The sequence below is a fragment of the Vibrio sp. 1CM8B genome (assembly GCF_023161685.1).
Taxonomy (GTDB): domain Bacteria; phylum Pseudomonadota; class Gammaproteobacteria; order Enterobacterales; family Vibrionaceae; genus Vibrio; species Vibrio coralliirubri.
On record NZ_JALNTU010000009.1, the window covers coordinates 86696 to 101666 of the forward strand.

At 44.5% G+C, this 14971-nt stretch carries 15 protein-coding genes; 1 reads left to right on the top strand and 14 read right to left on the bottom strand.

The window, feature by feature from the left end; all coding sequences use genetic code 11:
- Positions 1-108: 108 nt before the first annotated feature.
- Positions 109-2562, bottom strand: a complete 2454-nt coding sequence (locus tag MSG36_RS17155; protein WP_248368970.1) for a hybrid sensor histidine kinase/response regulator — start codon at positions 2560-2562, stop codon at positions 109-111.
- Positions 2563-2733: 171 nt separating this feature from the next.
- Between MSG36_RS17155 and MSG36_RS17160 the strand changes: the two genes are divergently transcribed.
- On the top strand, positions 2734-3303 hold the full coding sequence (locus tag MSG36_RS17160) for a UPF0149 family protein (protein WP_017062064.1): 570 nt from the start codon (positions 2734-2736) through the stop codon (positions 3301-3303).
- Positions 3304-3380: 77 nt separating this feature from the next.
- Here the strand turns inward: MSG36_RS17160 and MSG36_RS17165 are convergent, their stop codons facing one another.
- The 13 genes from MSG36_RS17165 to cydA all read right to left on the bottom strand — a co-directional run bounded on the left by MSG36_RS17165 (position 3381) and on the right by cydA (position 14674).
- Positions 3381-4412, bottom strand: a complete 1032-nt coding sequence (locus MSG36_RS17165; protein ID WP_248368973.1) for a potassium channel family protein — start codon at positions 4410-4412, stop codon at positions 3381-3383.
- A gap of 172 nt (positions 4413-4584) precedes the next feature.
- The gene (gene nadA, locus MSG36_RS17170) at positions 4585-5646 is read right to left on the bottom strand and encodes a quinolinate synthase NadA (protein WP_017062067.1); all 1062 of its coding nucleotides are present in this window, start codon (positions 5644-5646) and stop codon (positions 4585-4587) included.
- Positions 5647-5855: 209 nt separating this feature from the next.
- Positions 5856-6638 (bottom strand): tol-pal system protein YbgF, encoded by a 783-nt coding sequence (ybgF, locus tag MSG36_RS17175; protein WP_048612755.1) that lies wholly within the window; start codon positions 6636-6638, stop codon positions 5856-5858.
- Positions 6639-6671: 33 nt separating this feature from the next.
- On the bottom strand, positions 6672-7214 hold the full coding sequence (gene pal, locus MSG36_RS17180) for a peptidoglycan-associated lipoprotein Pal (RefSeq protein WP_017062069.1): 543 nt from the start codon (positions 7212-7214) through the stop codon (positions 6672-6674).
- Positions 7215-7327: 113 nt separating this feature from the next.
- The gene (gene tolB / locus MSG36_RS17185; protein ID WP_050648540.1) at positions 7328-8680 is read right to left on the bottom strand and encodes a Tol-Pal system beta propeller repeat protein TolB; all 1353 of its coding nucleotides are present in this window, start codon (positions 8678-8680) and stop codon (positions 7328-7330) included.
- Positions 8681-8692: 12 nt separating this feature from the next.
- Positions 8693-9760, bottom strand: a complete 1068-nt coding sequence (gene tolA, locus MSG36_RS17190) for a cell envelope integrity protein TolA (RefSeq protein ID WP_048612753.1) — start codon at positions 9758-9760, stop codon at positions 8693-8695.
- A gap of 13 nt (positions 9761-9773) precedes the next feature.
- Complete coding sequence (tolR, locus tag MSG36_RS17195) at positions 9774-10217, bottom strand: protein TolR (RefSeq protein ID WP_017062072.1); 444 nt, start codon at positions 10215-10217, stop codon at positions 9774-9776.
- Between the two features lie 3 nt (positions 10218-10220).
- Positions 10221-10904: a protein TolQ gene (gene tolQ, locus MSG36_RS17200; RefSeq protein ID WP_010437896.1), complete on the bottom strand. Its 684-nt coding sequence runs from the start codon at positions 10902-10904 to the stop codon at positions 10221-10223.
- Positions 10894-11331: a tol-pal system-associated acyl-CoA thioesterase gene (gene ybgC / locus MSG36_RS17205; RefSeq protein WP_061018433.1), complete on the bottom strand. Its 438-nt coding sequence runs from the start codon at positions 11329-11331 to the stop codon at positions 10894-10896. The genes tolQ and ybgC overlap by 11 nt, the downstream gene beginning before the upstream one ends.
- Before the next feature lie 172 nt (positions 11332-11503).
- Entirely contained in the window at positions 11504-11806 is a 303-nt protein-coding gene (gene ybgE, locus MSG36_RS17210; protein ID WP_017055065.1) for a cyd operon protein YbgE, read from the bottom strand.
- Positions 11799-11906, bottom strand: a complete 108-nt coding sequence (cydX, locus tag MSG36_RS17215; protein WP_000270284.1) for a cytochrome bd-I oxidase subunit CydX — start codon at positions 11904-11906, stop codon at positions 11799-11801. The genes ybgE and cydX overlap by 8 nt, the downstream gene beginning before the upstream one ends.
- Positions 11907-11937: 31 nt before the next feature.
- The gene (gene cydB, locus MSG36_RS17220) at positions 11938-13074 is read right to left on the bottom strand and encodes a cytochrome d ubiquinol oxidase subunit II (RefSeq protein ID WP_248368976.1); all 1137 of its coding nucleotides are present in this window, start codon (positions 13072-13074) and stop codon (positions 11938-11940) included.
- Positions 13075-13087: 13 nt separating this feature from the next.
- Positions 13088-14674, bottom strand: a complete 1587-nt coding sequence (gene cydA / locus MSG36_RS17225; RefSeq protein WP_048616295.1) for a cytochrome ubiquinol oxidase subunit I — start codon at positions 14672-14674, stop codon at positions 13088-13090.
- Positions 14675-14971 lie beyond the last annotated feature (297 nt).

Genomic DNA, 14971 nt, shown 5'->3' on the forward strand with positions numbered 1-14971 from the left:
TAAATTAACAACCAAAAACCACTTTAAAAGCAGTCACTTCCACCAAAAAATCCAACCAAGGTCAAATATTGGACAATCCGTCATTTACTTACCGTAATTAAACAACATTTAAGCCATCGGTAGATTTACAGTAATGATATTAATGACATCTTGTGTAGGTGGTGATCCTAAAGCAACCTGCTCTAACGCTTTATCGACTTGTTCAGTAAGTTCCGCGTTGTTCATAGGTTCAACGTGGACACGTAGGCTCTCTAGTGCAAATTGAATCAGTTCTAGGTTGTTGTCTTCTAGCGCCACATACAGCGTCACTAACAGCTCTTCAGTGTTATCTTTGTTTCGAAGATCTGGTTTAGGCAGTGACTCGCTTTTACTTTTCGAATCGTGTGGTTTTACGTCTTGGCTTTCGAGCTCATCCGCTTTTACTTCATGGTATTGATAAAGCTTATTTGAGTAGCGGAACAAGGCATCATCCAGTTCACGCTCATCAATCGGCTTAGCGATAATATAATCGACACCCGCCCCCAGCATACGCTCGCGAGTCTCTTTAAAGACATCAGCCGTACAACCAAACACCAATACCGATGACACATCGCCTATCAAAGCACGAATCGCAGTGGTTGATTCAACGCCATCCATCACGGGCATATGGTTATCCATGAGTACCAAATCAAAGCGCTCAGCAACCACGGCTTGTATTGCTAGTTCACCGTTTTCGACGCTCTTACAAGTAAAGCCTTTACTGCTCATGAAGGTTTCAATGATCACCGTGTTAGTTCGGTTGTCCTCGACGATCAGTACTTTTAAGCCTGAGTAGTCCAACTTCTTATGTGGCAAGCTCTCTATCTCGCCAGGTTGGCATGGCTGAATCTTCAGGCGAACATCAAAGCTCGTGCCTATCCCTTCTTCACTGGTGACGGTAATACTGCCATCCATCAACTGGGCAATTTTCTTCACAATCGCGAGGCCAAGGCCAGTACCGCCAAAACGCCTTGTGGTCGAAGACTCCGCTTGTTCAAACGGTTTAAAAATACGCTTTTGAGCTTCTTTAGAGATACCAATCCCGGTATCACGAACTCGAATACTCAGATAGGTGTCACTCCCCTCTACGACTTCTTTCAGGTACACCTCAACAAAGCCTCTGGAGGTGAACTTCACCGCGTTGTTCAATAGATTAAACAAGATTTGTCTTAGACGCGCTTTGTCTGAGAAGTACCAACGACCCGAAGGCACCTCAGAGTACACTTTAAATTGAAGCCCTTTCTCGGAAGACAATGTGTAGTAAACACTGTTAATACTGCCGATGATCGAATCAAGTGGGAAGCGCGTTTCATCAAGATCCAACCTGCCCTGCTCGATCTTCGAGAAGTCTAAGATCTCGTTGAGTAGGGTCATCATGTGATCACCAGACTCATACAAGCTCTTAAGGTGCTTCTCTTGTTCAGAATTTAGAGGCGTTTTCAATAGGATCTGAGCAGTACCCAACACACCATTCATAGGGGTGCGAATTTCATGTGACAAGGTCGCAAGGAAAGCGGTTTTTGCATTGGTGGATGCCTGAGCTTTAACCTTTTCCGCTTCGAGATAAATGGTCTTTTCGTTGAAGGTTTTAATCAAATGGCCGATTTCATCATCACTCGAGTAATCCACATCAATGATTTCGCCCGCTTTCGAGCTATCAACCTGTGCTGCAATCCTTGTGATTGGACTAATCAAATAACGGTTCAATAAGTAATACCCCGCCATGACACAAAGTAGCAATAGCGGAACAATACCGCCTTCAATACTCATCACCTGACGAAACACTTCGTCTGCTACTCGTGATTTGGAGTTCACCACATCCACTTGCCAGCCAAAATCACCAAATTGATTGCTACTGATGTAAATGCCTTCAACGAGATTAAAGTTATGCGAAACCAACACTTGGTTGAGCTTGTCTCTGAGCGTAATGCCAAGGTTGTATTCTTCGGCGTGGTTCTTGATAAAACCAAGCAGCTCTTCGAGCGAGAGATCCACCGTCGCAACACCGGCAAAAGTACCGTCGTAATAATAAGGAGAAGACGCCGTAATCATTCGAACGTGTGTGTATGGGTCGATATACACATCGCTCCAAGAGATCGTGCCTTGTTTTTGGTTGACGACAGAGGTGTACCAATACTCTTCTTGATAAGGGGCGTTTTTGGGGTTGTTGTAAGAATATATCTGATCGATTCTTCCATCGTCGGCTTTATTAAAAAAGTAACTGTTGAGAAGCTTTTTAGAATCGAGCGCATAAGGTTCAGGCCAAATACCGGCACTGACAATCGTATCGTCGCTCGCCGCCAGCATGGACTTAAAGAGCGGAATAACATCATCACCGTTACGATGCGCTTGAGCAAACCCAACGAGACTGTCTACAAAGCCTTGAGAACTACTGAGTGGCTCTGTAATCAAGGCGGATAATAATTGCGTACGCAAGTCGAGGTTTTGTTGTAATTTGGCGCGCACAGGGGATTCTACGACGTAATACGTCACACTACCGACAATGGCAATAAACATCGCAAGGTATAATCCAAGCGCTACCATGCTTTTTTTCTTTAAAGACGACCGTATCTGCATAATTCTTTTATTGTTTTCTTTTCTGTTAAACCTAGTGTTTATCATCCATGACATCAAGCCTTTTTAGATTGAAGCTTGATTGGCACAAGTTCATTGGTACTATAAGCGCAAATATGTTCCCTTTTACGGTACCTCACTTTGACTTTACAAGATATTCTTGCGCTTCCAGAGTTGGAAGGAAAGCTAATCACAGAACACAAAACAATGGGCTTTGTCACTGCAATGGCAGCGGCACCGAATGTGTTAACCCCGCATGAGTGGCTACCGTTCTTATGGGGTGGCGAAGAAGTCGCACCTTTTACGGATGGTGAACAGCTAGAAAGCTACATTGAAGTTATCATCGAGCTTTGGAATAAAACCCGCCCAGAACTGATTGAAGGGACTTGGGTTTGGCCTGAAGCTTGTCAATTAGACGACGAAGAAGTGGTGAACACTGCCGCTCGTGATTTTTGTGAAGGCTTACTTCAAGGCTGGCAGATTGCCCGCGACGATTGGGAAACACTGATGCCTGAAGAGAGCGAAGATAATGCACTCGTTGGCGGTGTGTTGCTTTCACTGAGCATGCTTTACGATCCAGAAACGTCAATCGCGACGCTTGCAGAGCAAGGCATCGAAGGCCTAGAGCAGTTCGAAGAGATCTTTAACGCGGTTCCTGTGATGCTTTGCGGTCTAACGCAGCGTGGCATTGCACTGGCTGAAGCTCAATAAAAGTTAGCTTTATACATGCCAAAAAGGCCTCATTATGAGGCCTTTTTTAGTTTTCAGACGAAATTAAAATAGTTGCTTTAGAAGCCTTTCCAATCGAAGTCATCAATTCGCTCATCGGCAATATAAAACAGCTTAGTGCCACTGCTGACCACTTGGTCTAACTCTGGGTTGAGTTCAATACCACTCCCTGTATCAATGGCGATCAGCGTTGCTTGATACTTCTCTTTAAACACAGAGAAAATAGGCGCGACGGTAACAGGCTCAGCGTCTGCAGGGAAATACGTTGAATACTGTGTCATGCCTCTTGTTGAGCTCAATAACTCTTGATGAAGCGCACTTGATCCTGGGTCTACTGCAGCCTTTGCTAGCATCTCTGCACCCACCGCTGGAATACATTCTGAGTTAGGGCAATGCTTGTGTAACAAATCGCTCAGCGCTTCGTCTTTAAAGTAAACAAGAAGGTGCGCCTTAGGATTTCGGTTGGCACAGTAAAGCGCCGCAGATAACGTAATGTCGTCTTCTGGGTTATCAATCAAGATGCAACTTGCAGACTCAATGCCCGTTTTCTCCATCTCTTTGCCATCGGTGTAGCTGTTTACTTTAACGAAGTTAATTTCACCGGGTAACGGGTTCTCGATATCTGAACGCGTACATAACACGATTGGTCGTTTACCCGTTTCTTCGTGTTGTAGCATCCGAATGAGATGAATGGTTCTTTGCTCATTCCACCCCAACATCAAAATGTGGTTATCCACTCTAACTCTCCTTTTTCCTAGCAAGCCCGCTCGCCAATATTCAACACCTTCTGTTGCCACTTTACCGAGTAATGCGGCAAAAAGGCTCAACCCGCCTGGAATCACAAATAGAATAACGATCCACTGCCCCGCTACCGTGGTCGGTGATAAATCACCATAACCAACTGTAGAAGCCGTCACCACCAAGTAGTAAGCGAATACGGTAACCGAACTGGTTAAATCTGTTTCACCCGCCAAATACAGCATCGACCACGATAGAGCGATGTAGCCAAGAAAAGTGAACAGTAAGTTTTTGCCATTCAAAACAAAGATGTTTGCTTTGATCCAGCGTTTGAGTTGTAACCAGATTATCATTCGAGCCTCTAATCCTTCGATCTTACTTACATGCTAGAAAAAATACCTGATATCAACAAGATGTATCATCAGAAAAAGATACATGACCACAAGATTGATATTGGCGGCCTATACGCAGGTACAAAAAAACCAGCACTATTGGCTGGTTTTTTGGGTTAGATAAAAGAACGGCTTACGCGTTACCTTTTACCTGCACATTTAACTGCTCTGCAAAATCTAGCATGCGGTTCAATGGAATAAGAGACTTCACACGTAGTTCGTCAGAAACGAAGATCTCGTGTTGCTCACCACCATTCTCAAGCGCGTTTTCAATCGCTTCAAGGCCATTCATTGCCATCCAAGGACAGTGTGCGCAGCTACGACACGTTGCACCAGCACCCGCTGTCGGCGCTTCAATCAGCTCTTTTTCAGGAACCAATTGCTGCATCTTGAAGAAGATGCCTTTGTCTGTCGCAACAATCATCTGTGGATGAGGCAGCTCTTTTGCTTTCTTGATCAGTTGGCTTGTTGAGCCTACAGCATCAGCCAGTTCAACCACGCTTGCTGGTGATTCTGGGTGAACCAAGATAGCCGCTTCTGGGTATACCGATTTCATTTTCTTCAAAGCATCAGCTGAGAACTCATCATGAACGATACACTCACCTTGCCAAAGCAACATGTCAGCGCCAGTTTGATTTGCGATGTAAGAACCTAGGTGACGGTCTGGGCCCCAAATAATGGGTTTGCCTTCAGCGTCTAGGCTTTCAACGATTTCTAAAGCGATGCTCGACGTCACTACCCAGTCTGCACGAGCTTTAACAGCTGCAGAGGTGTTCGCGTATACAACCACGGTGTGGTCAGGGTGAGCATCACAAAATTCTGTAAATTTGTCAGCCGGACAGCCAAGATCAAGTGAACATTCAGCTTCAAGTGTTGGCATTAGAATGCGTTTTTCAGGAGTAAGAATCTTTGCAGACTCACCCATGAAACGAACACCAGCGATGATCAAAGTGCTTGCTGAGTGACGGTTACCGAACTTAGCCATTTCTAATGAATCGCCAACGAAACCACCAGTTTCTTCTGCCAGAGCCTGAATTTCAGGATCGGTGTAGTAGTGTGCAATTAGAACTGCATCTTTTTCTTGAAGTAGTTTTTTGATGTTTGCGATGTGGGCCTGTTTCTGAGCGTCGCTCAATGGAACTGGCTTAGGCGGAAACGGGTAAACTGTATCGATTTTATCTAGTATATGACTCATTGCTCTTGCTCTACGCAACTTCTTCCGAGAATCCGAGTATTCTACACAGGACAGCGATTGGGATCAAAAAGGATTGGTTGCAAGCGGTGGCTAGCTAATGCTTAAAACGCATAAACAAGGCGATGCGTTGGCATCACTAGCAAGAGAAGTAAGTACTAAACGGAAGTGAACAGGTATAAAAAAGAGGCGCCTAAGCACCCCTATTTTGTTTATAAGTGGGTTTTGGCCACTTTAGCCGAAGCACTGTTTGGGTACTCGGTTACGACTTGTTGGTAATATTTCTTAGCTTGCGTCGCGTTGTTGTTGCGCGCAGCTATGTCACCAAGCTTAACCAGTGCATCTGCTCGCTTGTTTGAGTCTTTGTAAGACACAACAGCAGCAAAGCTCTTAACCGCTTCTTTATCTTGCTTCTTAGCGAAATAAAGCTGGCCTAACCAGTAGTGTGAGTTAGGTGTGAAGGTAGAATCTGGGAAGTCTTTTTGAAACTTCTGGAATGCTGCGATAGCACCCGTGTAGTCTCGTTGCTTTAGAATCATATCTACAGCATTTTGATAAGCAGTTTGCTCATCCACATCAGTACTGAACGTACCAGAAGCGTCTTTAGAGCCTTCGCTCGCCGCCACTGCTACCGTTGCTGTTCCTGCTGCTTTCACCTCGCCTCTTACGCGATCCAGTTCAATGAACAGTTCACGCTGACGCTCTAGCATTTGCTTCATATCGTAGCTGTTTCGTTCCAGCTCACCACGAAGTTCACTGATCTCCAGTGCCATGTCGTCGATTTGCTGTTGCATTTGAAGCTGAACGAGATTGCGATTTTGAAGCAGGCGCTCTAAACGCTCAATATCTGATTCGTTAGATGCTGATCGAGAGGAAGATGATGAATTGGTTGCGGTGCTATTGAGATCGGATACTGGAGCTGGTGCAGCGAACGCGGTGTTCGCTGCACTTGCCAGTAACGAAAGCAAAATGACTCGCTTTGTGTTACTGAACATGAGGCAATTCCTCAATTATATAGTCTACTAAAATTAGTAAACTAGTACTGCGCGACGGTTTTTAGCGTACACATCTTCAGATTGACCTAGAAGAAGTGGCTTCTCTTCACCGTAGCTTACGATAGAGATTTGGTCAGCTTGAACACCTAGAGCTTGTAGGTATTTCGCTACAGCTTGTGCACGACGCTCGCCAAGTGCGATGTTGTACTCAGGAGTACCGCGCTCATCAGCGTGACCTTCGATAGTAACGTTCATGTCAACGTTCTTAACTAGGTATGCTGCGTGCGCTGCTAGCATTTCTTCGTAATCGCCAGCGATAGTAGAGTTATCGAATGCGAAGTAGATTGTTTGAGTTTCACGTAGCGCTTGCTCTTTAAGCTCTTGCTCAGACAGTTGACCGTTAGCGTCAATTGGCGTTACAACAGTTGTGTCTACGTTGCCTTCTGAACCTGAAGTTGTTTGGTTGCTTTCTGTACCAGATGTTGCAGATGTTGCTTCATCAGTTGAGCTACATGCCGTTACTGCCATCACTGGTAGTGCAATCATCAAGCCTTTAAGAACTTTGTTAAGTTGCATCTTTTTTTCCTTACGTTATCAAACTTAGTTTCTACAGCGACTAAGAGTGCTATAGATAGTTAAATGCCACAATAGTTAACACTATCAATAGCTAAAAGAATGTATCAAATTAACTAGAGAAACGGTGACCATGCAGGCGCTCTTACACGTCCGTTGGTTGCCGGTAATCTAGCTTTAAAACGGCCATCGATAGAAACCATCGATAGTACATTTGTTTTGTTGTAAATAGAGCTATAGATAACCATACCTCCATTCGGTGCAATACTTGGAGACTCATCTAACAATGTTTTTGTTAGCACCTGAACCGCACCGGTTTCCAAATCTTGCTTAGCCAAGTTAAAGCCTGAGTTACTGCGATTCACCATAATAAGGAATCGACCATCAGGAGTGATCTGGCCACCTAAGTTTTGGCTACCTTGCCAAGTAATACGAGAAGTCGAATTATTGGACAAATTTACATTATAAATCTGTGGTTTACCACCACGATCCGATGTGAAAATAAGAGACTTGCCATCTGGGTGCCAGAATGGTTCCGTATTATTAGAACGGCCGCGGGTAATTTGAGTCAGCTTACGGCTAGCAAGGTCAAGTGTGTACACCTGAAGGCTGCCTGTTTTCGACAATACCAATGCCAATGTTTTTCCATCTGGCGAGAATCTTGGCGCACCATTATGACGAGGGTATGACGTCACCTTCTCACGTTCACCAGTGTAAATATTCATGATGAATATTTCCGCTTGGCCATTTTGGAAACTCACATAAGCAAGCTTTTTACCGTCTGGTGACCATGCAGGTGACATCAGAGGTTGCTTAGAACGAAGGACTAAACGCTCGTTAAAGCCATCATAGTCAGCAACACGAAGTTGATATGGGTATTGGTCTTTGTCGTTTACAACTACGTAAGAGATACGAGTTAAGAACGCGCCTTTCTCACCAGTCAGTTCTTCATAAACTAAGTCAGAGATACGGTGTGCATACTCTCTCAAGCGTTTACCAGGTACTGTCGCTTTCTTGTTGAACAACACGTGATCTTTAGAAAGTACCAATTGGCCTTCATCGCTTAGTGCGCGGCTTTGTCCTTTAGTCAGTTGACCACGAACAATGTCGATCAGTTGGTAGTTCACCACATACTGCCCTTCGGCATTTTTAGTGATGCTACCGGTTAACAGTGAATCAACGCCTAGGTTAGTCCAAGCATCAAAATTCACCTCACCTTCGCTGTAAGGCGTTTGAGGCATTTTGCTAGTTGCTACTGGGCTGAATTTACCACTGCGTTGTAAGTCAGAAGCGATAACCGCTGATACATCGTGTGGCAATGGCTCTGCGCCTTCCCAACGGAAAGGTACAATAGCGATAGGTCTTGCAGAGTTAATACCGTCTGTAATAACCAGCTCCAGCGCTGCATGTGCAAACTGGCTGCTTGTAGCTATTAAGAAAACAAAACTCAGTAATAGTTTCTTTAACACAAGTTCGTCCTTTTACTCTGGTGATACAGTTAAGTTAATGTCTTTCAGTGAGTTCACAATGTCTGGGTCTTTAGGCAACGGGTAAGATTGCACTTGTGCCACCGCACGCTTGGTTGCTGCACACAAACGGCTATCGCCATCTAAGATACTCAAGCTACCCAATATCGCATTAGAGCCCGTTGGAATCAGCTTAAGGTTCACTCGACATGAGCGTCCTCGATAGCTGTCTTCTAACAACAGGTTCTGTTGAATCAGTTGGGTATAGATCGCACCGTAACGTTGCGCTTCATCACTAATAAATTGTTGTCTTGCTGAAGAGTTTTGAGTCGCTTCCGTTTCAAGGCCAGCAAAGATATCGTTCAATGCGGCTTCTTGTTGTTTACGCTCTTTTTCTGCTTTTGCTGCAGCTTCCTTTGCCTTACGGGCTTTCTCTGCTGCGGCTGCCGCTTCTTTCTCTTTCGCTATGCGTTGCTTTTCAGCGCGTTCAGCGGCTTCTTTCTCTTTACGAGCTTTGTCGGCTGCCTCTTTCGCAGCTTTCTCTTTTGCCACGCGTTCTTGTTCAGCTTTTGCGATTGCCGCTTCTTTGGCTTTACGCTCGTTCTCGGCTTTCACTAACGCAGCTTCTTTTAGCTTACGGTCAGCTTCTGCTTTAGCGGCTTTCTTTTGCTCTTGCTGTAAACGCGCTTCTTCAGCTTTGCGTTGTTTCTCTTTCTCAACTCGGCGCTTTTCAGCTTCACGAGTCGCTTTAGCTTCTTTCGCTTGCTGTTCTTTTAGCTTACGAATATTTTCTTCTTCAGCTTTACGATTCTTTTCAAGTCGTTCGCTTTCACGTCTTAGTTTGTCTAGACGCTCTTGCTCTTTCTTGCTCGCCGCTTCTCTTTGTTGACGAATCTGTTGAGCTTGCTGGCGAACCAACTGAGGATCAATCACCACAGCTTGAACCATCTGCCCTGTAGGCTTTGGCTCTGACATCGTGAAATCCGCTCCCCAAATGAGCGCAACGAATAGAATGACGTGCAGCCCAAGAGAAATAAGAAGCGGTGATCTGAAATTATTGGATTTTTTATTATTCGCTTTCATGAATGCTACGGAGCTATTCCCTTATATCCGTTAAAAGGCCAACCTTTGGCACACCTGCACGGCTTAATTCATCAAGTAATAAAACCACTTCAGCGTATGGCGTTGCGGCATCACCACCAACCGCCACTGGAGAGTTTGGCTTCAAAGACAACTCAGCTTTCACTCGGACGATAATATCTTCCATAGATAAGCCACGCTGTACTTCTTCGTCATTAACGCTCAAGCCAAGCTCACCGTCTTTGTTCACTTCAACGATGATGAAACTTGCGTTGTCGTCACCCAATAGGTCTTGTGCCGATTTAGCCGTTGAAGCCTGAGGCAATTCAACGTCAACGCCTTGAGTAACAAACGGCGAAGTCACCATAAAAATGATCAGCAAAACAAGCATAACGTCGATGTAAGGTACAACGTTAATCTCTGCTGTCATTTTGCGTTTTTTAGGTTGGTATCCAGCCATCTATTATTCCCTGCCAGCCATCGCTTGACGGTGAAGAATACTGTGGAACTCTTCAGAGAAAGTCGCGTAGTTGTGCTCTAGCTTGCCTACTCGGCTGCTGAAGCGGTTGTACGCCATTACCGCTGGAATCGCAGCGAATAGGCCCATTGCTGTTGCGATCAGTGCTTCTGCAATACCAGGGGCAACCATTGCGAGCGTCGCTTGCTTCACTTCACCTAATGCGATGAATGAGTGCATGATGCCCCAAACCGTACCAAATAGGCCGATGTATGGGCTGATAGAGCCAACAGTCGCCAAGAAAGGTAAGTTAGTTTCTAGTTCATCGACTTCGCGAGCAACGGCTACGCGCATCGCACGGCCAGTGCCTTCCATAATGAAGTCAGGTGAAGTTGCATTCGATTTACGAAGGCGAGCAAACTCAGTAAAGCCTGCGTAGAAAATTTCTTCAGTACCAGAAAGCTCGTCTTTGCGTTTGTTGCTCTCTTGGTACAATTTTGCAAGATCAACGCCCGACCAAAATTTGTCTTCAAACACTTCTGTTTGTTTCGAAGCTTGAGATAATACTTTACTTCTTTTGATGATCATCGCCCAAGAAACAACAGACATGCCCATAAGAACTAGCATGACCATTTTAACTAATAAACTAGCTTCTAAAATTAGGCCTAAGATTGAGATTTCAGCAGTCACTATTCGTTAGCTCCGTAAGAATAAATGTTGGCATTGCTTTTGGTTTCATTTTTTGATTGTCGATACATGCTACCTTAACCATTGCTTTACACAATGCTTTGCCATCAGGATTTACGATCTCTTGACAGAAGACCAAGGTAGCTCGCTTCAACTCGTAAATATTTGTAATGACTTGTAAAGAATCATCAAGGCGCGCACCTTGAATAAAATCAATGTCCATATGTCGGACTACAAAACCGATGTTTTGTTCTAACAAGACTTGCTGAGAGACGCCAATTGAGCGCAACATCTCAGTTCGAGCGCGTTCGAAAAACTTAAGATAGTTTGAATGGTATACAACACCACCTGCGTCGGTGTCTTCGTAATACACTGTCACTGGCCACGTAAATGGCTTAGATAATCCCTGCAATTTGATACCACAACCCAAAACGATAAAGATCTCACTATAACCTAACTCCTTATCATTAATAGTATATCGCTGTGAATTTTTTGATTTAAGAGACGAAAAAAAAGGCCATCTGTATAAGATGACCTCTTTTTGGCTAAAAACCCAACAAGTATAAAGATTCACGTTGCAATGAACCTAAATCCTTTGCCTTTTATAAAAGGCGCAGCACCGTTAGGTAGAGCAAAATTGTGAGTGAAACGTATGGGCTAAACAGTAGCTGCCACATCCAAGCTCTTGGCTTAAATCCGATACCGTAAACCATGCTTGAGCATACTGCCCAAATGAACATTGGCCCGATGATCGCGTTAAAGCCACCGATGCTTGTCGCATACGCTTCAGGATCCCACATCACTAAACCCACATGCATGAAACCCAATACTAGGGATAAGGCTCTAAGCAGAGTCTTATCCATTGGTTGATGCAGCTTAGCGATTTGCTCTGCGAGATTACTCACTGTCTTTGTCCATCATTTCTGAATGCTCTAGCCATAGAGCATTGATGATGCCGAATGCACATGCTAGAAGTACACCCAAAATCCATGCGAAATACCACATAAAATTTCTCCTAAGTTATTTAACTTCTAGCTTAGTAAGCTGAAACGTCGTTATCTTCGATGTGTTTCTTATCTAGACGACCGAACATTTTGTAGTATGTCCAAGTTGTGTAGCCAAGAATCACAGGAACCATTACCGCCGCAACGACAGTCATAAGACCAAGCGTTAGCTCACTCGCTGTTGAATCCCACATAGTCAAGCTTTGGTTAGGGTTCAGGCTTGATGGCATTACGAATGGGAACATTGCAAAACCAGCCGTTAAAATAACACCAGCGTTCGATAGGCTTGAGAACAAGAATGCGAAACCACCACGCTCAAAGCGAGATGCAATCACAGCAAGCAGTGGCATTGCTACACCAAGGATCGGCGCAGCCCACATTGCTGGATATGTTTCGAAGTTTGTCATCCAAGCACCCACTTGAAGTGATACTTCTTTGTTTAGTGGGTTTGAGTCAGCAAACGTATCGATAGTGCTCGTAATTACATAGCCTTCGATTGATTGAACCCAGAGACCACCAATAACGAATAGAGCAATAGCAATTAGGCCAGTGATCTGAGCAACGTTACGAGCACGAGCGTGCAGTTCTTCTGTTGTCTTCATTTGAAGCCATGTTGCACCTTGCATCACGAACAACATCAGAGCCAACACACCACAAAGCAATGCAAATGGGTTAAGCAGAGCGAAGAACGTACCATGGTACTTAGACATCATAAATTCGTTCAGTTCAAATGGAACACCTTGTAGTAGGTTACCAAATGCCACACCGAAAATGATTGGTGGTACTGCGCCACTAAAGCAAAGTGCGTAGTCCCAAGTTTTGCGCCATTTTGGATCTTCGATCTTTGAACGGTAGTCAAGAGCAAGTGGACGTAACCAAAGTGCAGCTAGCGTTACGTACATTGCGAAGTAAAAACCAGAGAAAGACGTCGCGTAAACCAGTGGCCATGCAGCAAACAATGCACCACCCGCAGTGATAAGCCAAACTTGGTTACCATCCCAGTGAGGGGCAATCGTGTTTAGCATAATACGACGTTCAGTGTCGCTCTTACCGATAACAGGTGACAGAGCGGCAACACCCATATCAAAGCCATCAGTTACGGCGAAACCAACCAGTAGAACACCGATCAATACCCACCAAATAAGTCGTAAGCTTTCGTAATCAAACATAATATTCCCTCACTTATACTTCAACTGAACGGCTAACTTTGTCTTCAACAGAGTTATCGTTTTGTTCGAAGTGGTAACGGCCTGTCTTCAAGCTACTTGGACCTTTACGTGCGAATTTCAGCATTAGGTAAACTTCAGCAATCAAGAACACTGTGTAAAGTGCCAGGATAGCGAATAGAGAAGTCCAAAGCTGTCCAATAGTCAGTGCTGATGCAGCAACGTTAACCGGTAGGATTTCACCAACCGCCCATGGTTGACGACCAAACTCAGCAACGAACCAACCTGCTTCAATCGCAATCCAAGGAAGTGGGATTGAGAATAGCGCAGCTTTAAGTACCCATGGTTTCTGTTCGATTTTCTGACGACACGTTTGAACAAACGCAGCACCGAATACAAACAGCATGATGAAGCCACAAGCAACCATCAGACGGAATGACCAGAATAGAGGCCAAACTGTTGGGATAGAATCATCCGCAGCCATTTGGATTTGGTCTTCTGTTGCATCAACAACGTCGTCTGTGTAGCGCTTAAGAAGTAGACCGTAACCTAGGTCACCTTTCACTTCGTCGAACGCAGCCATGTTTTCTTCAGACTTATCGCCTGCACGTAGCTTTTCAAGCAGCTCGTACGCATACATACCAGTACGGATACGATCAACGTGGTCATCACGTAGGTCACGTAGGCCCGTTACTTCAGTATCAAGCGAACGCGTTGCGATGATACCCATTACGTAAGGAATTTTAATTGCGTAGTCAGTATCCATTGTTTCTTGGTTTGGAATACCAAAAACAGTAAATGCGGCTGGTGCTTCTTCAGTGTGCCACTCTGCTTCAATAGCTGCTAGCTTCACTTTTTGAACTTCACCAAGCTCGTAACCAGATTCATCACCTAGCACGATTACTGACAGGATCGCCGCCATACCGAAAGATGCTGCAATCGCGAAAGAGCGACGAGCAAAGGCAAGGTCACGACCTTTAAGAATGTAGTATGAGCTGATACCAAGGACGAACATTGCACCCGTTGTGTAACCAGACGCGACTGTGTGTACGAATTTAACCTGTGCTACTGGGTTTAGTACAACTTCAGCGAAGCTCACCATTTCCATACGCATAGTTTCAAAGTTAAATTCCGCACCCACTGGGTTTTGCATCCAGCCGTTAGCTACCAAGATCCAAAGCGCAGAGAAGTTAGAACCAAGTGCTACTAACCAAGTTACCGCTAAGTGTTGACGCTTCGACAATCTGTCCCAACCGAAGAAGAAAAGACCAACAAAAGTAGACTCTAGGAAGAATGCAACAAGCGCTTCGATAGCCAGCGGAGCACCAAAGATGTCGCCAACATAGTGAGAATAGTAAGACCAGTTAGTACCGAACTGGAACTCCATGGTTAAGCCTGTCGCTACACCAAGAGCAAAGTTAATACCAAACAATTTACCCCAGAACTTAGTCATGTCCTTGTAAATTTGCTTGCCAGTCATTACATAAACTGACTCCATGATGGCAAGTAGAAATGCCATACCTAGTGTCAGTGGAACAAATAGGAAGTGATACATCGCTGTAAATGCAAACTGCAATCGCGACAGATCAACAACATCAATCATGGTAACTCCTTTGTGTCGGCTGAATGACACCTGTGTGATTAATCACCGCAAAAATCCATGTTAAAACAATTTGTGTAATTGTTATTACAAATTGAAATTTGTAGCAAAAACGTACCGTTATAGTTAGATTATTGTTAAGCATGAGCTAATATAGCTGACGCTAATATTACTGGTAAAATCAGTATGTTTCAAAAGGTTTATAGGAGAACCTTGCGTTGATTTGTATCAATTTTATTCGAGCAAATTAGAGTTATTTTTGAACAATCATGATTAAAATCACACCAATTTAGCCTCAGT